Genomic DNA, 19,395 nt, shown 5'->3' on the forward strand with positions numbered 1-19,395 from the left:
GTAAATTGCCGAAGCAGGGGTCCATTTCATATTATTGTAAATACTAAAACCAGCTAGAACTAATTCTTTGCAACAGCTCTAGTATGAAATTAGATTGCCAGTAAAATGAACGAACTGCAAGCGGTGAGAGGCACGGATGTTAAAAAAAAGTGACAAGACGAAAATGGGTTCTGCTTATTGGTGTGTGGTTTCCGGTAGTGAAGTGTGGACGAAAAATGATGCCTTACCTTACGGCACAGCTGAAGAGCTTGGTATACCAATAGATCAGGCTGTAGAAGTGGGACGACATTTAAACGCACCAGTATATTGGGTCAACGAATCAGAATTAACGCATGATGTTGAACTGACGCCTCTAAGAAGCCTATTACATTGGGAAGAGTCGGTATTTTTGCTAACGAGTAAAGCGATTCAATATGGCCATATGTCTCAAACTCAACGTTTTTGCCCGCAGTGTGGAGGTCGTAACTTCCTAAACCATAATCAATTGGCGATGCAGTGTGGTGATTGCCGCACGCTTCATTACCCGCGGATTTTTCCGTGCATTATTGTCGCAGTGCGCAATCGAACTCAGATCTTATTGGCGCAGCACCCTAGGCACAGAACGGGAATGTATACAGTGATAGCGGGCTTCCTTGAGGTAGGGGAGACTCTTGAGCAGTGTGTCGCCCGCGAAGTGAAAGAAGAAACTGGGATCGAAGTTTCCCAAATTGAGTATTTTGGTAGCCAACCATGGGCATTTCCCTCGAGTATGATGATGGGGTTTGTGGCTGAATACGCTGGTGGCACACTGAGGCCAGATTACAGTGAATTGTCTGATGCACGATGGTTTGATGTGGATGAATTACCTGAAGTCGCTCCTCCAGGTACGATCGCAAAGTCCCTTATTGACCATACGGTTAGTTTAGTAAAGGTATTGAAAAATAAGTAAAAAAAACCCTCCACAAGTGGAGGGGGTAAGTAAGATGTCGTTATGAGATGCTGAGTACTGTGTACTCAGTTTATAATTGTTATTTTCGCTAGCGAACAAATTTTTAACATGCTCCCCTATGGGGTGCAAACTAAGCATTGATTTAAAAGTTAATAACTTGATCTAGGTTGCAAAGCACACAGCTTTTAGAGGTGAATCAGTGTTAGAATACTCTCCTTCAAAATAGACAAGATTGAATTGGAATTTAACGGAATGACCGAACTAAAGAATGATCGCTATTTACGCGCACTGTTAAAGCAACCTGTAGACCACACGCCAGTATGGATGATGCGTCAAGCAGGCCGCTATCTTCCTGAGTACAAAGCAACGCGTGCAGAAGCAGGCGATTTCATGTCTTTGTGTAAGAACGCAGAGTTGGCGTCTGAAGTAACGCTTCAGCCTTTACGTCGTTTCCCTCTTGATGCGGCAATCTTGTTCTCAGATATTCTGACTATTCCCGATGCGATGGGGCTAGGTTTGTATTTCGAAACAGGTGAAGGTCCGAAATTCGAGCGTCCTATTACTTGTAAAGCTGACGTAGAAAAGATTGGCTTACCAGATCCTGAAGGTGAACTTCAGTACGTCATGAACGCTGTTCGTCAGATCCGTAAAGATCTAAACGGTGATGTACCTTTGATCGGTTTCTCTGGCAGTCCATGGACTCTTGCAACATACATGGTTGAAGGTGGCAGCTCGAAAGCATTCACTAAGATCAAAAAGATGATGTATGCAGAGCCACAAACGCTACACCTACTGCTTGATAAGCTAGCAGACAGCGTGATCGAATACCTAAACGCACAGATCAAAGCGGGTGCTCAATCGGTGATGGTATTTGATACTTGGGGTGGCGTATTGACTCCACGTGACTACAACTTGTTCTCACTGCAATACATGCACAAAATCGTTGATGGCTTAATCCGAGAAAACGATGGTCGTCGAGTGCCAGTGACGCTATTCACTAAGAACGGTGGCATGTGGTTAGAATCTATCGCAGCAACAGGTTGTGATGCTGTAGGCCTAGACTGGACTATCAACATTGCTGACGCGAAAGCACGAATTGGCGATAAGGTCGCTCTGCAAGGCAACATGGATCCATCGATCCTTTACGCTCAACCAGAACGTATTCGTGAAGAAGTGGCCTCTATTCTAGAAGGCTTCGGCGATGCTGGTACGGGTCACGTATTTAACCTTGGTCACGGTATCCACCTGGATGTGCCACCAGAAAATGCTGGTGTGTTCGTAGATGCGGTACACGAGCTGTCTAAGCCTTACCACAAGTAACTCTAGGTCAGATTATTGAAAGCGCAGTTGGGAAACCAACAGCGCTTTTTTATTGCCTTAATATCGGCATTCAATACTCGTATGATTTCGTTAGTGTACAGATTTTTAGGTTTTTGGATCATGGTAGGCCAAATACTCCGAGACCTGCTTTTTGATATAGGGCAATACTTCTTGTACAAACCAAGGGTTCTTTTTGAGCCAGATATTGTTGCGTGGTGACGGGTGAGGCAGGGGAATATATTGCGGGGCCCAACGTTGCCATTGTTCAACCGTTTCGGTCAGCGTTTTAGGCTTGTTTGGCAAATAATAGTTTTGAGCGTATTGGCCTATCAGGAGTGTCATCTCTATATTCGGAAGTAGTGCGCTTACTTGTTTGTGCCACAGTGGTGCACACTCTTTTCGCGGCGGTAAATCCCCGCTTTTTCCTTTGCCTGGGTAGCACAGTCCCATCGGCATAATGGCAATTTTCTTGGGGTTGTAGAAGTCATCGGCTTCGATACTCAACCATTCCCTCAGCCGCTCTCCACTCGCATCGTCCCAAGGAATGGAGCTCTGGTGTACTTTAAGCCCTGGCGCTTGACCAATGATCAGAAGTTTCGCTTCAGTGGATGCCTGAATGACAGGGTTTGAACCAAGCATGAGACTTTCTGCGCATACCTGACATTGACGAATCTCGCCGAGAAGGTCATCAAGCATTAGTAGCCTTTATCGAAATCAATCATGTTGTCGAGCTGAAAGCCATCTCGCCAAAGCTGGTAATTACGTGCAAAGATATTGACCACTTGGCGTGGTTCACTTAAGGCTGCGATGTGTGGTGTGAGAGTAATTTGCTGCATTTTCCAAAAAGGGTGCGCTTCACTCAAAGGCTCATGAGTAAAAACATCTAAAAAGGCGTGTTCAATCCAATGGTTTTTCAATGCGATTAATAGTGCTTTATCGTCCAACGTTTCCCCTCGACCTACATTAAACAGCAAAGCTCGTTTGCAGTAGCTCAGGGTTTCTTCGTTGAGTAACCCAACGGTAGAGTCCGTCGCGGGTAAAGTGTTCACGACGATGTCTGCCTGTTCGAGGGCAGCTTTCATCTCGTTAATATGAAAGGTGTCCTTGAAAGTCGTGGCTTTAGAGGGGATACCTGTACGATTCACACCTATTGTATGGATACCAAGGGCTGAAGCGACCTGAGCTAAATGACTACCAATGGAACCTGTTCCTAGGATAACCATGACTTTATTAGTTAAAGAGCTGTATAGGTGGGGTTGCCAGTGGCCTTTTTCTTGTTGCTGTTGATAGGTGCGAAAATGACGATAGTGACTGATAGAGTAACCTAGAACATATTCCGCAATCGCAGGGCCGAAAATCCCTTTAATATTGGTTAAACGATAATCTTGTCGAAGGTTGTCATCTATCAGAGTATTGATCCCAGCGTAAGTCGATTGAAGCCAGTCCAATTGGGTAAAGCGGTCGAGTTGTCCTACAATCAGTGGAGGCGAGGCGAGTACTATGTCTGCTTCTTCTGGGGTCTCACAGATTTCCAACTCAGGAAGAGATTGATTGAGAATGAGCTGTCTGTATGTGTCGTTATGTTCGGTGAGAATATAAAGCTTATTCGTGAAATTGTTCATGGGCTTGCCTTTTTTCCCTAGTGTTTATCAAGTACACTTCCGCTGTCTTTTTCTGCAATTATTGAGTGACTATGCTACAGAATCCACTTCAGGTTCGTCTTGAAAAGTTAGAACCTTGGCAACAAATTACCTTCATGGCGTGTTTATGTGAGCGTATGTACCCTAACTATGCCATGTTTTGTGACAATACAGAATTTGCAGAAGCGCGTATTTATCGTGATGTGCTTGATAGTGTGTGGGAAATCTTGACCGTTAAAACGGCAAAAGTGAACTTTGAACGTCAACTAGAAAAAATTGAAGAGCTTTTTCCGAGTGCGGATGATTTTGACTTCTACGGCGTTTATCCTGCGATGGATGCCTGCCAAGGTTTATCAACGCTACTTCACGGCTTGCTAGATCGTGAGCACCTATTTGAGTCTATGTTGAAGCTGAGTCAGCAGTCGGTAAAAACGGTAGCGGACTTAGAGCTTGCTCAAGGTGGTGAAGAGATCACAAACGACAACCAAAAAGAAAACGAAGCGGTTTGTGAAGAGTGGGATGTTCAGTGGGCTATTTTTAGACCGTTACGAGAAACGACGGAACGCGACATCGAATTGATTAAAGATTTACGCCATGAGCTTCGTGAAGAAGCAGTCAGCAATATTGGTGTGACGTTATAAAAAAATAAAGGCTCCTTTCGGAGCCTTTATTCATTTACGATTCTTTCTTTTCGACGTCTTTTGTTGCAACGTCTTCTTCATCATCTCGACTTTCAATCACTCCATGCTTTTCTTTCCAGTTTTCCCAACGTTGGAATGCCAGTTCTTGCATGTCTGTGTTTTTATCCGCTTCATCGACGATTTCTTCACCGAGTAAATGTTCGAAGATGTCTTCTAAAGTTAGTAGGCCTTGGATAGTGCCGTATTCATCGACAACGAGCGCCAGTTGCAGACGATTTGACATCATTTGGTCAAAGGCTTTGGCAAGGCCTAGATTATTGAGCAATACGTGGATAGGGCGCATGACATCCCCAAGTGACTTATCTCCACAACCCGCTTGCTGCAGCCTAAAAAGCTCCAGTCTGTGTACAAAGCCGATGATGTTGTCCGATTGCTCGGAATAAACCAATGGACGAGAAAATGGCGTATCTTTATGCTCTTTTAGGAACTGATTGATGCTCATCTCGGCATCGACTCTAAAGACGACAGGGCGAGGTGTCATTACTTGAGTAATGGCAACATCCTGAATGCCGAGCAGGTTGCTCAGAATTTTAGACTCACCTTCCGCAAACTCGCCGCTTTCCTTTGCAAGGATCGCCATTGCAGATAACTCATCACGCATTTTGGGTGCCTGATGACCACTGGCCAGTCTTTTCGTGATTTGCTCTGAGAACCATACGAATGGTGTTAAGAAGAATACCATCCATCGTAACACTGTGGCTGATGCCGGAGCAAGCTGGCGCCAGTAGGTTGCACCAATGGTTTTCGGTACGATCTCCGACAGAACCAGAATGCCGAGTGTCAGAACCGCGGAGAACACACCTAGCCATTGGCTACCAAATACGACTGCTGCTTGAGCACCTGCAGTCGCAGCGCCGATGGTATGGGCAATCGTATTCAGGGTAAGAATGGATGCCAGCGGTCTATCGATGTCTGTTTTTAGTTTATCTAAGGACTTTGCCGCTGGGTGATCTTGTTGCTTCAACTGAGCGATATAGCTCGGACTGATACTAAGAAGAACAGCCTCTAGAACAGAACAGATGAATGAAATTCCAATGGCAATGGAAACATATAAGGTTAGCAGCAGCATAATTGACCTTGCATAAATGTAATTTAAGTACCCAGAAATCTCTCGTACTCTAAGAAATACGCTTGTTCTGGAACCTTGTAAATTGGCCCGAAACCTTTATAAAACAAGGTTTCAATACGATGAAGAAGTAACAAATTGTGAGTTATTACTCATATTATGGCTAAAAGTAAGGCATTAGAGCTAAAGATCGTCGACAAACCTTTGCCAGATGGGGCATTTATGTTTTAGAGTGAATCCGAATTCAAAATTACAAAGAAGGGAAACCTAATGAACAAGACCCAATTAATCGACTTTATTGCTGAAAAAGCGGACCTTTCTAAAGCACAAGCTAAAGCAGCTCTAGAAGCGACTCTTGGCGGTGTAACTGATGCTCTTAAAGACGGCGACCAAGTTCAACTAATTGGTTTTGGTACTTTCAAAGTAAACCACCGTGCAGCTCGCACTGGTCGTAACCCAAAAACTGGTGATGAGATTCAAATCGCTGCAGCAAATGTTCCTGCATTTGTAGCGGGTAAAGCACTGAAAGATTCAGTAAAATAATCTAAACTGTACCGAGGTAGTTTCACCTCACCTCGGTACAGGTTTTTATGAACAAAGCATTCTTTCTCGTTCCACTTCTTTCTTCTCTTATTCTCGGATGTTCCTCGTCCTCTCCTCGTCCAAATTTAGACCAATTTTCTGATTCCTCTGGCGGCCAAGTCATGGGAGATGCGACAAGTTTCTACTGGGTAACCAAAAAACTCACACAGCCTTACACTGCATCGGACTATGTTTCTGTTGGGGATTACGGTTGGTATAAAAGTGACTACCGCTGGCAAGAAGACACTTTACGAGAGTTTATTCGTCAAGGTGAACAACGAGATTCATCAAACAAGTTAGTGCCTTATCGAATACACGTGCGTTTCAATAAAGTGAACGAAGCCGTGTATCAACAATATCGTATAGATGGCCGCGTATTGCCTATTCAATCAGAGCAACTACAAAGATACCAAAAAGAAGCCAAGTCTGTTTTAGAGCGTACTCAAAAGCAAAAAGGCGAGGGTTTAGAGCTTATTCAAGGCTACTGGGATGGCAGCACGTTTGAAACGTGTTCTGGCAAAGAATACGATAAGTTTGAGTTTAACCAAACCTTGCCAAGCTTTGTGATTAACCGACTTGCTACCGTAGATAGCTATGCTGCATTTCTAGGGAAAGCTTCATTAGGGGAACTGTCGGTGGAAGAGTTATTGATGTTGGCGGAAGATAGCCATGACTGTATCGAAAGACCGGTCTTTATTGAAGAATAACTTTCTTTGAATCCTAAGTTACAGGTATTAAAAAGGCGCTCAAAGAGCGCCCTTTTTATTTGTAGCTAGCAAAGATTATTAGCCTTGTGATTGCTCACGTGCAATCGCACGGTAACCAATGTCATTGCGGTGGAACATACCATTCCAGCTAACTTGCTTAGTCAACGCGTAAGCGCGCTCTTGAGCTTCAGAAACCGTGTTACCCAGTGCCGTTGCACAAAGTACACGACCACCGTTTGTCACCACATCGCCAGCTTCGTTATTTGTCGTACCCGCGTGGAAAACTTTTTGGCCTTCAACTTCACTTGTTGGTAGTGAAATAACGTCACCTTTTGCGTAGTCAGCAGGGTAACCGCCAGCCGCAAGAACAACACCGATAGAAGCGCGTGGATCCCACTTTGACTCTGCTTCGTCTAGTTTCTCGTCGATCGCCATTAGGCAAAGCTCAACAAGGTCTGACTCCATACGCATCATGATAGGTTGCGTTTCTGGATCGCCGAAGCGGCAGTTGTATTCGATAACTTTAGGTGTGCCGTCAGCATCGATCATTAGACCAGCGTAAAGGAAACCCGTGTAAGGTGCGCCTTCGGCATCCATACCACGTACCGTTGGGTAGATAACTTCCTCAAGGATACGGTTGTGGATTTCAGGCGTCACAACTGGAGCAGGAGAGTAAGCACCCATGCCGCCAGTATTAGGACCAGTGTCTTTGTCGCCAACACGTTTGTGATCTTGGCTGGTGGCCATAGGAAGCACGCTAGAACCGTCAACCATTACGATGAAACTTGCTTCTTCGCCTTCAAGGAACTCTTCGATAACCACGCGGCTGCCAGCTTCGCCAAATACGTTGCCTGCTAGCATGTCTTTGATTGCGTCTTCAGCCTCTTCAAGCGTCATCGCAACGATAACGCCTTTACCTGCCGCAAGACCGTCTGCTTTTACTACGATTGGAGCGCCTTGCTCACGGACGTAAGCGATAGCTGGCTCAATCTCAGTGAAGTTTGCGTAGTAACCCGTTGGGATGTCATGACGAGCTAGGAAGTCTTTAGTGAATGCTTTCGAACCTTCAAGCTGTGCTGCTGCTTGAGTTGGACCAAAGATAGGCAGACCCACTTCGCGGAACGCGTCAACCACACCAATGACTAATGGTGCTTCTGGGCCTACGATAGTCAGTTCGATTTTTTTCTCTTGAGCAAACGCCACTAAACCAGCGATGTCTTCAACACCGATGTTTACGTTCTCAAGTTTTGGCTCAAGTGCAGTACCTGCGTTACCTGGAGCAACGAATACTGTTTCAACGTTTGGGTTTTGTGCTGCTTTCCAACCTAAAGCGTGTTCTCTGCCGCCGGCACCAATAATCAATACATTCATGTTTTAAAATCCTTATAGCTGCTTCAGAGCCTTTATTTCTGTGTCAAACATGCTCACTTATAGTCATAAGCTCCGCGTGTTTTCCTTGAACTAAAGTCACTGACTTGCTCTACGTATTTCAAATATCGGAATATTTAAAAAAACAAAATTATAAGTTTTGCTCAAAGTAGTTGGTGATGTGGCTAGGCAGCAATTGAGCCCATCCCCGGGAGCATAGCTCGCTATGTGACCGGGGTGGACGAAAGCAGCTAACGACGCCACAGTGCCAAATACGAAGAGGAAATTAGTGGCGGAAGTGACGCATACCCGTAAAGATCATCGCCATGCCGTGCTCGTCTGCTGCTGCGATAACTTCGTCATCACGCATAGAGCCGCCCGGTTGGATAACACACTTGATGCCCGCTTCTGCTGCCGCGTCGATACCGTCACGGAATGGGAAGAATGCATCTGATGCCATTACACAACCTTCAACCTGTAGACCTTCGTCTGCAGCTTTGATGCCTGCGATTTTCGCAGAGTAAACGCGGCTCATTTGGCCTGCGCCTACACCGATAGTCATGTCACCTTTTGAGTAAACGATCGCGTTAGATTTCACGTATTTTGCTACTTTCCAGCAGAATAGGGCATCTTTTAGCTCTTCAGCTGTAGGTTGGCGCTTAGAAACCACTTTAAGGTCATCTTCAGATACCATGCCTTGGTCGCGGTCTTGAACCAGTAGTCCGCCGTTAACGCGCTTCACGTCAAAGCCAGTTGTCTTAGTTGTCCACTCACCACACTCAAGTAGGCGAAGGTTTTTCTTAGCCGCTACGATTTCTACTGCTTCAGCAGAAACAGAAGGTGCAATGATAACTTCAACGAATTGGCGCTCAGTGATAGCCGTTGCTGTTGCTGCGTCTAGTTCGCGGTTGAATGCGATGATGCCGCCAAATGCAGACGTTGGGTCTGTTTTGAACGCACGGTCGTAAGCTTCTAGGATGTCTTTACCTAGCGCTACACCACATGGGTTAGCGTGCTTAACGATGACACATGCTGGCTCGTCGAACTCTTTCACACACTCAAGTGCTGCGTCAGTATCAGCGATGTTGTTGTAAGAAAGGGCTTTACCTTGGATTTGGCGAGCAGTAGAAACAGACGCTTCTTCAGGGTTTGCTTCAACGTAGAATGCGGCTGCTTGGTGGCTGTTCTCACCGTAGCGCATATCTTGTTTTTTCTCGAACTGTTGGTTGAACGTGCGAGGGAATTTGCTTTTTTCGTCACCTTCTTTGTTCTCACCGTAAGATGGAACCATAGTGCCGAAGTAGTTAGCGATCATGCCGTCGTAAGAAGCCGTGTGCTCGAATGCTGCGATAGCGAGGTCGAAACGAGTTTCTAGTGTTAGAGATTTCTCGTTAGCGTCCATTTCAGCGATAACGCGGTCGTAATCGTTAGCGTTCACAACGATAGTTACGTCTTTGTGGTTTTTCGCTGCAGAGCGAACCATTGTTGGGCCACCGATGTCGATGTTCTCAACGGCATCAGCAAGGGTACAGCCTTCTTTAGCAACGGTTTCAGCGAATGGGTATAGGTTTACAACAACCATATCGATAGGGTTGATACCGTGAGTTTCCATTACGTCATCGTCTTGGCCACGACGGCCTAGAACACCACCATGAACTTTTGGGTGTAGAGTCTTAACACGGCCATCCATCATTTCTGGGAAACCAGTGTAGTCAGAGACTTCTGTTACAGAGATGCCTTTTTCAGCAAGCAGGCGAGCAGTGCCACCGGTAGATAGGATATCTACACCACGGTTAGCAAGAGCTTGTGCAAATTCAACGATACCAGTTTTGTCTGATACGCTGATTAGAGCGCGGCGAATTGGACGAGCGTTATTCATGCTTCCATCTTCCTCAAATTCATGGAGTTAAAAATAAAGATATTTGCCAAAAAAGAACTTGTTTCTATCTTCTTCTTAGAAGAGATAAAATATTGGCCAGTTTTGGTAAAGACCTTTTGGGGTAGACTTATCATCAAGCAATAAGATAACCAACTCCAAATTTGATGGCGCACATTCTAACTAATTTATTACAAAAAAGCTCGCGCAATCGTTTGGCATCTCAAAATTAATTATGAAAAAAGACGATTTCGGCTTTAAAAGTAACGAGATAGTTAATAAGGAAAGTTATGTTTCAGATCGGTGAATTGGCGAAGCGCTGTGGAGTGACGGCTGATACGCTTCGTTTTTACGAAAAAAATGCGCTTATCGCCCCGGCGGGAAGAAGTGAATCTGGGTATCGCTTATACAGTGATGAGAATCAAAAACAAGTCAGCTTTATCCTTAAAGCGAAAGAGCTAGGACTTAGTCTTGAAGAGATCAAAGAGTTACTTGAGATTAAGCTGGAAGCGACCGAGCATAGTTGTGCAGAAGTGAAAGCGATAACGACTGCAAAGTTGATTGTTATCGATGAAAAAATTAATGAATTAGGGCGGATTAGGACCGCACTAAAGAAAATCAACGATGCGTGCTGTGGCCATGTTGATGATGACGCTAGTCATTGTTCAATATTAGGGGCATTGGCCAGTGAAGAGCGTCAAAGCTCTTGCTGTGCAACGGAGAAAGCAGAGCGCTAAGAAGCTTTTAGAATTTTAGCTTTTCGCTGAGCATTCGATTTGATATCAGGAAGATTATCATAGTAAAGCGTAACTTGGTTTCTTCCTGTTTGTTTCGAGTAATACATGGCTTTGTCAGCATTGACAAGTAACGCTTTTACACTGGTGATTTGCTCGTTGGTTTCAGCAACACCGATACTTACTGTAGGGTAGATACTATTACCATCAACAGTGCACGGACTAGCTTCGATGGCTGATCTGAGTTTTTCCGCAATATCATACGCTTGAATAGCGTTGATGCCACTTAATACCACCCCAAACTCCTCTCCGCCAAGGCGACCGATGTAGTCACATGAACGGATAGATTGCTGGCAAATTCTGGCAACATGAATAATGACTTCATCTCCTGACATATGCCCGACTTGGTCATTAATCTCTTTGAAATGGTCGATATCAATCATTAAGCAGCTCAGACTTTGAGTTGCCGCCATATGAAATTCTTGCTCTAATCCGACGAGAAACGCACGACGATTCAAAATACCGGTTAATTCATCCGTTTCTGACAGCCTCTTTAGCTCGGCTTCACGCAAGAAAGCTTGAGTGATGTTTCGTTCTTGCCATAAAACGAATCTTTCCCCTGCGGATGTGTCGACTGGCTTGAAGGTAGACTCGAACCATTGCTCCTCCATTTCACCAAGAGCAATTAGTTCCTCAATGGAAAGTTGCAACTGCTGACAAGGGGAGAGGGAATATTGAATTTGTTGGATTTCTCCTGAAGAAAGCGCGCGCGCTACAGTCTGCTGTAGTTTCGAGGAAATGGCAGCGGGTAACAGGTCTGAGATTTTTTTGTGAGTGGTCTCGGAGGTGTGACCAAAGCTTTCTACGATGTGCCCAGAGTGATCGACTAATAGATGACGATCTGGGAGTGAATTAAGCATTAGGCCAAGCCATTCTTCCCTTTTCATATCAACCATGTAGTGATTCCAGACATTTAGAGTAATTGACCATTATATCGGTAGTGTAAAGGTTATCAATCGTAACTGATCACATAATGGTTGATTATTAGCCTGCACAATAAATAAAGTAGTTCAGATAGCTTCCGTGTCTGTATTGAACTCAATTAAAGGGGAGGCTGTTTGTTGGATAGATACAAAAAAAGCCAAACTAAATAAATTAGCTTGGCTTTAAATTCAATATATTACGAAAGAACTATTAGTTCATGCCGTATTTTTTAAGCTTCTTGCGAAGAGTACCGCGGTTGATACCCATCATAGTTGCTGCGCGAGTTTGGTTACCGCGAGTGTACTGCATGATGGTGTCTAGTAGTGGCTGTTCAACTTCAGCTAATACTAGTTCGTATAACTCGCTGACTTCTTGACCGTTTAATTGAGCAAGGTAATTTTTCAATGATGCTTTAACTGAGTCACGTAGTGGCTTCTGCGTGATTTGGTCTTGTGATGTAACTGTAGTCACTGTCAATGCTTCTGAAGTCAGATTTTGTTCGAACATATTCGGTCTAGCTCTTCTCGTAATTATGGTGCAACGTTATCAAAATAACCTTCTAGCGCTTCAAGTTGCAGGTTTCCTGCTTCTAAAGCGTTGAAGGTACGGCGAAACTCACTAGCTTGCTCGTGCTCTTTTAGGTACCAACCCACATGCTTACGAGCGATGCGAGGGCCTAAAAACTCTCCATAAAATTCATGAAGAGCATTCACATGACCAAGCATGATGTCTTTCACTTCCTCTAGAGGTAGTTCAGCCATCGTGGTGCCGTTTTCCAAATAGTGTTGGATTTCTTGAAAAATCCACGGACGACCTTGGGCAGGGCGTCCAATCATTAAAGCGTCAGCGCCAGTGTACTCCAGCACAAACTTTGCTTTCTCGGGGCTATCGATATCACCGTTAGCGATAACCGGTATAGAGACAGCGTGTTTCGCCGCTTTTATGTGTTCATATTCGGCCTCACCTTTGTACATACAAGCGCGAGTTCTCCCGTGAAGGGCAAGTGCTTGTATGCCGCAGTCTTCGGCTAATTTAGCGATTTGGACACAGTTTCTATTTTCTGTATCCCAGCCAGTACGGGTTTTCAACGTTACGGGAACGTCTACTGCGTTTACGACAGCTTTCAAAATCTCTTCAATGAGAGCTGGATGCTGTAGCAAGGCAGAGCCGGCTAGCTTCTTATTCACTTTTTTTGCTGGGCAACCCATATTGATATCGATGATTTGCGCACCGTTCTCAACATTAAATTGAGCTGCCTCTGCCATGAGCTGTGGATCTGCACCAGCAATTTGTACTGAGCGAATGCCCGATTCGCCTTCATGTACCATACGCTGTTGAGACTTAGACGTTTTCCAAACCTTAGGATTGGAGGACATCATTTCACTGACGGCCATTCCGGCACCATAGCGAAGACACAACTCACGGAATGGTCTATCCGTTACGCCAGCCATAGGAGCGACGATTAGATTATTCTTAAGTTGATAGTTTCCGATTTTCAAAACGTCATCACAGTTCTGTACTAGCAAGGGCGCGCATTTTACGCATTTTTTTGCCGCGTGAAAAGACTAATATTTGAGCATTTACAATTTGTTTTTGTAATACGCTTAAATTTCAATCAATTAGGCCGCAAAGTCTTACCTAGCCTTGCTTGCGACCAGAGATGCGACACCACTCTTGTTGCTCGGCAATCGGATCAATGTGAAGCTCGTCACGATAATATGTTGCGACGTCTTCAGCTTGTGTATCTAAAACACCCGACATCGCAAGCACGCCATCTGCTTTCACTAGGCCCTTAATTATGCCTGAAAGCTCACGAAGTGGACCCGCAAGAATGTTAGCGACAACCACATCAGCAATCAGGCCTTCAGGTTGATCTTGTGGTAGGTAGACTTCTAGCTGATCAGCGACGCCGTTACGCTCAGCGTTGTCTTTAGAAGCAAGTAAAGCTTGAGGATCAATGTCGATCCCGACAACTTTCGCAGCGCCGAGTTTGATCGCAGCGATCGCTAGGATGCCTGAGCCACAACCAAAATCGATCACGGTTTTGCCAGTAAGGTCTAACCCTTCCAGCCACTCAAGACATAAAGCGGTGGTTGGGTGAGTACCTGTGCCGAATGCAAGGCCTGGGTCTAGCATTACGTTGACAGCGTCAGGTTCAGGGATATCGCGCCAGCTTGGGCAAATCCATAGACGTTCGCCAAATTTCATTGGGTGGAAGTTGTCCATCCACTCACGTTCCCAATCTTTATCTTCAATCTGCTCTACTTTATGTGCAAAGTCAGCAGGGAACATGTAGCTCGCTTTGATTTGCGCTAGAACGACGCTAGTGTCAATTTCCGCATCATAAAGCGCTAGGATGTCAGTATCACCCCAAAGGCGCGTTTCACCCGGCAGAGGCTCAAATACAGGGGTATCCTGTGCATCAAGAAAAGTTACAGAAAGAGCACCTGTCTCCTCCATTAACATATCGCCAATTTGTTCGGCATTTTCATTAGTTGCATTGAGCTTGATTTGAATCCAAGGCATGGCTGCGTCTTCTATCTGATAAAAAATGGATGGCGAGTCTAGCAGAAAATATGAACAAATTCACGAAAAGCCCGTGCTTTGATTGGAGTGATAGCGTAAGAATTTTGAGGCCATAAAAATAAAAAATGCCCACCGAGGTGAGCATTTTACATTCTTCAATTAACGATTAGCTAATTGTTACTGAAGACCAAGTTTCTTCTCAAGGTAGTGGATGTTCGCACCACCGTGTTGGAAGTTTTCGTCGTTCATGATCGACTCTTGAAGAGATACGTTTACTTTGATGCCTTCAACAATCATTTCACCTAGAGCGTTCTTCATACGAGAGATCGCTACATCACGGTTCTCACCGTAGGTGATTAGCTTACCAATCATTGAATCGTAATGAGGTGGAACTGTGTAACCCGTGTAGATGTGAGAATCCCAACGAACACCCATGCCGCCCGGTGCGTGGAAACGCTCAATCTTACCTGGAGAAGGAAGGAACTTCTCTGGGTCTTCCGCATTGATACGACATTCGATCGCGTGACCTTTGATCTTGATGTCATCTTGCGTGAAAGATAGAGGCTGACCAGCAGCAACACGCAGTTGCTCTTTGATTAGGTCAACGCCCGTTACCATTTCTGTTACTGGGTGCTCTACTTGAATACGAGTATTCATTTCGATGAAGTAGAATTCGCCGTTTTCGTAAAGGAATTCGAAAGTACCTGCGCCGCGGTAACCGATTTCAAGACATGCACGAGTACAACGTTCACCGATGTACTTACGCATTTCTTCAGTAATACCAGGAGCCGGAGCTTCTTCCACTACTTTTTGGTGACGACGCTGCATAGAACAGTCACGTTCACCTAGGTGGATTGCGCCGCCTTGGCCATCTGCAATCACTTGTACTTCAACGTGACGTGGGTTTTCTAGGAATTTTTCCATGTAAACCATATCGTTGTTGAAACATGCTTTTGCTTCTGCACGAGTCATTGCGATAGCTTCAGTCAGCTCTTGCTCAGAACGAACAACACGCATACCACGACCGCCGCCGCCGCCAGACGCCTTGATGATCACTGGGTAACCAATGCGCTTAGCGTGTGCTTTGTTTTTTGCTTCGTCATCGTCAAGTGGGCCATCAGAACCTGGTACACAAGGTACACCAGCTTTTTTCATTGCTGTGATTGCTGATACTTTGTCGCCCATAATGCGGATAGTTTCCGCTTTAGGACCAACAAAGATAAAGCCACTGCGCTCAACTTGCTCAGCGAAGTCTGCATTTTCAGATAGGAAACCGTAACCTGGGTGGATAGCCACTGCGCCAGTTACTTCAGCTGCACTGATGATGCGAGGAATATTTAGGTAGCTGTCGATACCACGAGCAGGACCGATACAAATTGTTTCGTCTGCGAGTAGTACGTGCTTAAGATCGCGGTCTGCTGTTGAGTGAACAGCAACGGTCTTAATGCCAAGCTCTTTACATGCACGCAAAATACGTAGTGCAATTTCACCACGGTTCGCGATAACTAATTTATCTAACATAATGAGTAACCTCTATTACTCGATAATTACTAGAGCTTGGTCAAATTCAACTGGTTGGCCGTCTTCCACTAGGATAGCGGTAACAACACCAGACTTGTCTGCTTCAATTTGGTTCATCATTTTCATCGCTTCAACGATGCAAAGTGTTTCACCAGCATTAACTTGTTGGCCAACTTTAACGAATGGTTTCGCATCTGGGCTTGGAGCGCTGTAGAAAGTACCAACCATTGGAGAAAGAACTTGGTGACCTGCTGGAACTGCTGCTTCAGCTGGTGCCGCTGCTGCAGGAGCCGCCGCTGGAGCCGCTGCTGGAGCTGCTGCTACAGGAGCTGGAGCTGCATACTGAACAGGCGCTACCGGTGCAGTACCGTTGCGGCTGATTCGTACAGACTCTTCACCTTCAGAGATTTCTAGCTCAGCAATGCCAGACTCTTCAACCAATTCGATCAGCTTTTTGATTTTGCGAATATCCATTGTTTCTTTCTCTTTATCTGTTAATTGACCTTACTCTATGACTGAGTAGGAAAGTATTAGTTCTATCTATATGATATTTATTGTTACCTTGACTTGAGCGCGTTAATCGCAGCCGTCAAAGCAAATTGATATCCTTGAGCACCTAACCCACAAATCACCCCTTCGGCTTTATCGGAAAGGTATGAATGATGACGGAAAGATTCCCGTGCATGCACATTGGATAGGTGTACTTCAATAAATGGAATAGCAACACCAAGTAACGCATCTCGTAATGCGACACTAGTATGGGTAAACGCAGCAGGGTTGATGATAATAAAATCAACCTTTTGGTATGCGGCGTGAACTGCTTCAATCAGCTCATATTCACGGTTCGATTGCAGGTGAGTCAGCTCGACATCTTGGCTATTTGCTTGTTCTGTTAGCGAGTCAATAATTTGCGCCAGTGTTTGAGAACCATAATGCGCAGGCTCTCTTAGTCCCAAAAGATTAAGGTTTGGGCCATTTAGAACTAGAATGCTTAACTTTGTAGACATCTTGGGGCTATCTTCCTATATCGTGATTACGAATGTGAATGTTGCCATTTTATTGAATATTTTGGGTTAATTTCTAGTGAGAAAAGCCCAAAATTAAAAATTAGAACCAGATTATAGCTAATTCAGCGCAAATCGCAGCAATTTACTGGTCTAATCTCCTGTTTGTAGTGCAGGGAAGTGGTATCAAGTTAACAAAAAAATGTATTAACCTTTACATGAAAGTGGATATTTGGGAGGTCGATCAGATATAAAAAACCGCCACAAAGTGACGGTTTTTGGTGTGAGCCTGTTTGAAACGAGCGGATTGCTTACGCGAGTTCCGCTTTTTCAGCGATCAGTTTATCGACTACACTTGGGTCTGCCAGTGTAGAGGTATCACCTAAGTTACTGGTATCACCTGTCGCAATCTTACGCAGAATACGGCGCATGATTTTACCAGAACGCGTTTTCGGAAGTGAATCCGTCCAGTGAAGAACATCAGGAGTTGCGATAGGGCCGATTTCCTTACGAACCCAGTTTTTCACTTCTTTATGCAGTTCTGCTGTTGGGAACTCGCCATCATTTAGTGTGATATAAGCGTAAATCGCTTGGCCTTTGATGTCGTGAGGAATACCAACAATCGCAGCCTCTGCAATCTTATCGAATGCAACTAGCGCTGACTCAATCTCAGCAGTACCCATACGGTGGCCAGATACGTTCAATACGTCATCTACACGGCCTGTAATCCAGTAGTAGCCATCTTCATCACGGCGAGCACCGTCACTGGTGAAGTACATACCTTTAAACGTTGAGAAGTAAGTTTGCTCAAAGCGGTCATGATCACCATAAACCGTTCGCATTTGGCCAGGCCATGAATCAAGGATCACTAAGTTACCGTCTGTTGCGCCTTCGATAATGTTACCCATATTATCGACAAGTGCTGGTTGAACGCCGAAGAATGGTCGAGTCGCTGAGCCTGGTTTAAGATCGGTTGCTCCAGGTAGTGGGGCGATTAAGATACCGCCCGTTTCTGTTTGCCACCATGTATCTACAATTGGTGATTGCTCGTTACCGATGGTTTTGTAGTACCACTCCCATGCTTCTGGGTTAATAGGTTCACCAACCGAACCCATGATACGAAGACTGTCACGAGATGTACCTTCAACCGCTTCATTGCCTTTCGCCATCAATGCACGAATAGCCGTTGGCGCTGTGTAAAGGATGTTAACTTGGTGCTTATCGACCACTTCACTCATTCGGCTTGTATTTGGGTAGTTTGGCACGCCTTCAAAAAGAATGGTTTTTGCGCCGTTGGCTAGTGGTCCGTATATTAGGTAAGTATGGCCAGTAATCCAACCCACATCCGCTGTACACCAGAATGTTTCGCCTTCTTGGTAATCGAATACGTATTTGAATGTCATCGCAGCGTAGACAAGGTAGCCACCCGTCGTATGAAGCACACCTTTTGGTTTGCCTGTGGAGCCAGATGTATAAAGAATAAATAGTGGGTCTTCCGCGTTCATTTCTTCCGGTGGGCAATCTGAAGACACATTCGCTGTCGCTTCATGCCACCAAACATCGCGATGCTCATGCCATTCAATATCACCACCAGTGCGTTTCATTACAATGACTTTCTCGATGGTTTTAACTTCTGGGTTCGTTAGAGCTTCATCGACGTTTTTCTTGAGTGGAACCGCGCGGCCGCCACGAACGCCTTCATCAGCGGTAATGACAACTTTTGAGTCTGAATCGATAATACGACCTGATAGTGCTTCTGGAGAGAAACCGCCGAATACGACAGTATGAACCGCACCGATACGAGTACAAGCGAGCATAGCAACGGCAGCTTCAGGTACCATTGGCATGTAAAGACATACCACATCGCCTTTGCGAACCCCTTGCTCTTTTAGTGCGTTAGAAAACTCACAGACTTCTTTATGCAGTTCATTAAAAGTCAGTGTTTTATCATCTGCCGGGTCATCACCTTCCCAAATGATAGCGACTTCGTCACCGCGTTCAGCCAAGTGGCGATCAATACAGTTAGCCGATACGTTCAGTGTGCCGTCTTCAAACCAGCGAATGTCTACATGACCCGTATCAAATGACGTGTTTTTAACTTGTGTGAACGGCTTAATCCAATCGACAATCTTACCGTGCTCCCCCCAGAAACCTACTGGGTCAGAAACGGATTGCTGGTACATGGCTAGGTAAGTGTCATTATCCGCGTGTGTGGTTGATTTGATATTTTCTTTTACCGGATAAACGTGGGCTTCACTCATTGCTTCTCTCCTTGTGCCTATCTTGAGGGTTTATTCCCTTTAAACCAGGCAAATGTCCGTTGTGTGCTCCAACTGAGCGTTTGGGCTATTTGTGTTGCGCGGTCATTATCTTTGAACAACCTGTATGCTTATCACTTTCCGCCAGCTCAGGGTTTTCTACAATTAGACTTTAGGATG

19 protein-coding genes are annotated in these 19,395 nt (G+C 45.1%); 6 read left to right on the forward strand and 13 right to left on the reverse strand.

Going from position 1 to position 19,395, the window contains the following annotated elements; genetic code table 11:
- The first annotated feature begins 136 nt into the window (after nt 1–136).
- Both nudC and hemE read left to right on the forward strand, forming a co-directional pair.
- Entirely contained in the window at nt 137–928 is a 792-nt protein-coding gene (nudC, locus tag ACHUFI_RS11100; RefSeq protein WP_394249098.1) for an NAD(+) diphosphatase, read from the forward strand.
- 252 nt (nt 929–1,180) lie between these two features.
- Nucleotides 1,181–2,248, forward strand: a complete 1,068-nt coding sequence (gene hemE / locus ACHUFI_RS11105) for a uroporphyrinogen decarboxylase (RefSeq protein WP_394249100.1) — start codon at nt 1,181–1,183, stop codon at nt 2,246–2,248.
- 105 nt (nt 2,249–2,353) lie between these two features.
- On the opposite strand, the gene ACHUFI_RS11110 is transcribed toward hemE, so the two are convergent.
- Nucleotides 2,354–2,944 (reverse strand): uracil-DNA glycosylase family protein, encoded by a 591-nt coding sequence (locus ACHUFI_RS11110; protein WP_394249102.1) that lies wholly within the window; start codon nt 2,942–2,944, stop codon nt 2,354–2,356.
- On the reverse strand, nt 2,944–3,870 hold the full coding sequence (locus tag ACHUFI_RS11115; RefSeq protein WP_394249104.1) for a D-2-hydroxyacid dehydrogenase: 927 nt from the start codon (nt 3,868–3,870) through the stop codon (nt 2,944–2,946). Before ACHUFI_RS11115 ends, ACHUFI_RS11110 begins: the two co-directional genes overlap by 1 nt.
- 71 nt (nt 3,871–3,941) lie before the next feature.
- Here ACHUFI_RS11115 and ACHUFI_RS11120 point away from each other — a divergent pair, with 71 nt between their 5' ends.
- Complete coding sequence (locus ACHUFI_RS11120) at nt 3,942–4,529, forward strand: YjaG family protein (protein ID WP_394249106.1); 588 nt, start codon at nt 3,942–3,944, stop codon at nt 4,527–4,529.
- 34 nt (nt 4,530–4,563) lie between these two features.
- Here the strand turns inward: ACHUFI_RS11120 and ACHUFI_RS11125 are convergent, their stop codons facing one another.
- A complete protein-coding gene (locus ACHUFI_RS11125) occupies nt 4,564–5,658 on the reverse strand; it encodes a CNNM domain-containing protein (RefSeq protein WP_394249108.1) in 1,095 nt (364 codons plus the stop codon).
- A gap of 267 nt (nt 5,659–5,925) precedes the next feature.
- On the opposite strand from ACHUFI_RS11125, the gene hupA reads away from it, so the two are divergent.
- Both hupA and ACHUFI_RS11135 read left to right on the forward strand, forming a co-directional pair.
- On the forward strand, nt 5,926–6,198 hold the full coding sequence (hupA, locus tag ACHUFI_RS11130) for a nucleoid-associated protein HU-alpha (protein WP_004729753.1): 273 nt from the start codon (nt 5,926–5,928) through the stop codon (nt 6,196–6,198).
- A 47-nt stretch (nt 6,199–6,245) separates the two neighbouring features.
- Nucleotides 6,246–6,944, forward strand: coding sequence for a DUF1481 domain-containing protein (locus ACHUFI_RS11135; RefSeq protein WP_394249110.1), 699 nt, complete (start codon nt 6,246–6,248; stop codon nt 6,942–6,944).
- Nucleotides 6,945–7,022: 78 nt separating this feature from the next.
- On the opposite strand, the gene purD is transcribed toward ACHUFI_RS11135, so the two are convergent.
- On the reverse strand, nt 7,023–8,315 hold the full coding sequence (gene purD / locus ACHUFI_RS11140; RefSeq protein WP_394249112.1) for a phosphoribosylamine--glycine ligase: 1,293 nt from the start codon (nt 8,313–8,315) through the stop codon (nt 7,023–7,025).
- 283 nt (nt 8,316–8,598) lie between these two features.
- Complete coding sequence (purH, locus tag ACHUFI_RS11145) at nt 8,599–10,191, reverse strand: bifunctional phosphoribosylaminoimidazolecarboxamide formyltransferase/IMP cyclohydrolase (protein ID WP_394249114.1); 1,593 nt, start codon at nt 10,189–10,191, stop codon at nt 8,599–8,601.
- 287 nt (nt 10,192–10,478) lie between these two features.
- Between purH and zntR the strand changes: the two genes are divergently transcribed.
- Nucleotides 10,479–10,925, forward strand: coding sequence for a Zn(2+)-responsive transcriptional regulator (gene zntR / locus ACHUFI_RS11150; protein ID WP_394249116.1), 447 nt, complete (start codon nt 10,479–10,481; stop codon nt 10,923–10,925).
- Here the strand turns inward: zntR and ACHUFI_RS11155 are convergent.
- The 8 genes from ACHUFI_RS11155 to acs all read right to left on the reverse strand — a co-directional run bounded on the left by ACHUFI_RS11155 (nt 10,922) and on the right by acs (nt 19,218).
- A complete protein-coding gene (locus ACHUFI_RS11155; RefSeq protein ID WP_394249117.1) occupies nt 10,922–11,878 on the reverse strand; it encodes a GGDEF domain-containing protein in 957 nt (318 codons plus the stop codon). The two genes, zntR and ACHUFI_RS11155, sit on opposite strands and share 4 nt — an antisense overlap.
- A 238-nt stretch (nt 11,879–12,116) precedes the next feature.
- Nucleotides 12,117–12,413, reverse strand: a complete 297-nt coding sequence (gene fis / locus ACHUFI_RS11160) for a DNA-binding transcriptional regulator Fis (protein ID WP_004729744.1) — start codon at nt 12,411–12,413, stop codon at nt 12,117–12,119.
- 23 nt (nt 12,414–12,436) lie between these two features.
- The gene (gene dusB, locus ACHUFI_RS11165; protein ID WP_394249118.1) at nt 12,437–13,405 is read right to left on the reverse strand and encodes a tRNA dihydrouridine synthase DusB; all 969 of its coding nucleotides are present in this window, start codon (nt 13,403–13,405) and stop codon (nt 12,437–12,439) included.
- A gap of 139 nt (nt 13,406–13,544) precedes the next feature.
- Entirely contained in the window at nt 13,545–14,432 is an 888-nt protein-coding gene (prmA, locus tag ACHUFI_RS11170) for a 50S ribosomal protein L11 methyltransferase (protein WP_394249119.1), read from the reverse strand.
- Between the two features lie 177 nt (nt 14,433–14,609).
- The gene (gene accC / locus ACHUFI_RS11175) at nt 14,610–15,953 is read right to left on the reverse strand and encodes an acetyl-CoA carboxylase biotin carboxylase subunit (protein ID WP_394249120.1); all 1,344 of its coding nucleotides are present in this window, start codon (nt 15,951–15,953) and stop codon (nt 14,610–14,612) included.
- 15 nt (nt 15,954–15,968) lie between these two features.
- Nucleotides 15,969–16,427, reverse strand: a complete 459-nt coding sequence (gene accB, locus ACHUFI_RS11180; protein WP_394249122.1) for an acetyl-CoA carboxylase biotin carboxyl carrier protein — start codon at nt 16,425–16,427, stop codon at nt 15,969–15,971.
- Nucleotides 16,428–16,510: 83 nt separating this feature from the next.
- Nucleotides 16,511–16,960, reverse strand: a complete 450-nt coding sequence (aroQ, locus tag ACHUFI_RS11185) for a type II 3-dehydroquinate dehydratase (protein WP_394249124.1) — start codon at nt 16,958–16,960, stop codon at nt 16,511–16,513.
- Between the two features lie 308 nt (nt 16,961–17,268).
- Nucleotides 17,269–19,218, reverse strand: a complete 1,950-nt coding sequence (gene acs, locus ACHUFI_RS11190; protein ID WP_394249126.1) for an acetate--CoA ligase — start codon at nt 19,216–19,218, stop codon at nt 17,269–17,271.
- Nucleotides 19,219–19,395 lie beyond the last annotated feature (177 nt).

The sequence above is a fragment of the Vibrio profundi genome (assembly GCF_043642225.1).
Classification (GTDB): Bacteria; Pseudomonadota; Gammaproteobacteria; order Enterobacterales; family Vibrionaceae; genus Vibrio; species Vibrio profundi_A.

What these genes read in the sequence shown, in the direction of transcription:
- nudC (WP_394249098.1), top strand. Translation starts at nt 137, where the DNA reads ATGTTAAAAAAAAGTGACAAGACGAAAATGGGTTCTGCTTATTGGTGT.
- hemE (WP_394249100.1), top strand. Translation starts at nt 1,181, where the DNA reads ATGACCGAACTAAAGAATGATCGCTATTTACGCGCACTGTTAAAGCAA.
- ACHUFI_RS11110 (WP_394249102.1), bottom strand. Translation starts at nt 2,944, where the DNA reads ATGCTTGATGACCTTCTCGGCGAGATTCGTCAATGTCAGGTATGCGCA.
- ACHUFI_RS11115 (WP_394249104.1), bottom strand. Translation starts at nt 3,870, where the DNA reads ATGAACAATTTCACGAATAAGCTTTATATTCTCACCGAACATAACGAC.
- ACHUFI_RS11120 (WP_394249106.1), top strand. Translation starts at nt 3,942, where the DNA reads ATGCTACAGAATCCACTTCAGGTTCGTCTTGAAAAGTTAGAACCTTGG.
- ACHUFI_RS11125 (WP_394249108.1), bottom strand. Translation starts at nt 5,658, where the DNA reads ATGCTGCTGCTAACCTTATATGTTTCCATTGCCATTGGAATTTCATTC.
- hupA (WP_004729753.1), top strand. Translation starts at nt 5,926, where the DNA reads ATGAACAAGACCCAATTAATCGACTTTATTGCTGAAAAAGCGGACCTT.
- ACHUFI_RS11135 (WP_394249110.1), top strand. Translation starts at nt 6,246, where the DNA reads ATGAACAAAGCATTCTTTCTCGTTCCACTTCTTTCTTCTCTTATTCTC.
- purD (WP_394249112.1), bottom strand. Translation starts at nt 8,315, where the DNA reads ATGAATGTATTGATTATTGGTGCCGGCGGCAGAGAACACGCTTTAGGT.
- purH (WP_394249114.1), bottom strand. Translation starts at nt 10,191, where the DNA reads ATGAATAACGCTCGTCCAATTCGCCGCGCTCTAATCAGCGTATCAGAC.
- zntR (WP_394249116.1), top strand. Translation starts at nt 10,479, where the DNA reads ATGTTTCAGATCGGTGAATTGGCGAAGCGCTGTGGAGTGACGGCTGAT.
- ACHUFI_RS11155 (WP_394249117.1), bottom strand. Translation starts at nt 11,878, where the DNA reads ATGGTTGATATGAAAAGGGAAGAATGGCTTGGCCTAATGCTTAATTCA.
- fis (WP_004729744.1), bottom strand. Translation starts at nt 12,413, where the DNA reads ATGTTCGAACAAAATCTGACTTCAGAAGCATTGACAGTGACTACAGTT.
- prmA (WP_394249119.1), bottom strand. Translation starts at nt 14,432, where the DNA reads ATGCCTTGGATTCAAATCAAGCTCAATGCAACTAATGAAAATGCCGAA.
- accC (WP_394249120.1), bottom strand. Translation starts at nt 15,953, where the DNA reads ATGTTAGATAAATTAGTTATCGCGAACCGTGGTGAAATTGCACTACGT.
- accB (WP_394249122.1), bottom strand. Translation starts at nt 16,427, where the DNA reads ATGGATATTCGCAAAATCAAAAAGCTGATCGAATTGGTTGAAGAGTCT.
- aroQ (WP_394249124.1), bottom strand. Translation starts at nt 16,960, where the DNA reads ATGTCTACAAAGTTAAGCATTCTAGTTCTAAATGGCCCAAACCTTAAT.
- acs (WP_394249126.1), bottom strand. Translation starts at nt 19,218, where the DNA reads ATGAGTGAAGCCCACGTTTATCCGGTAAAAGAAAATATCAAATCAACC.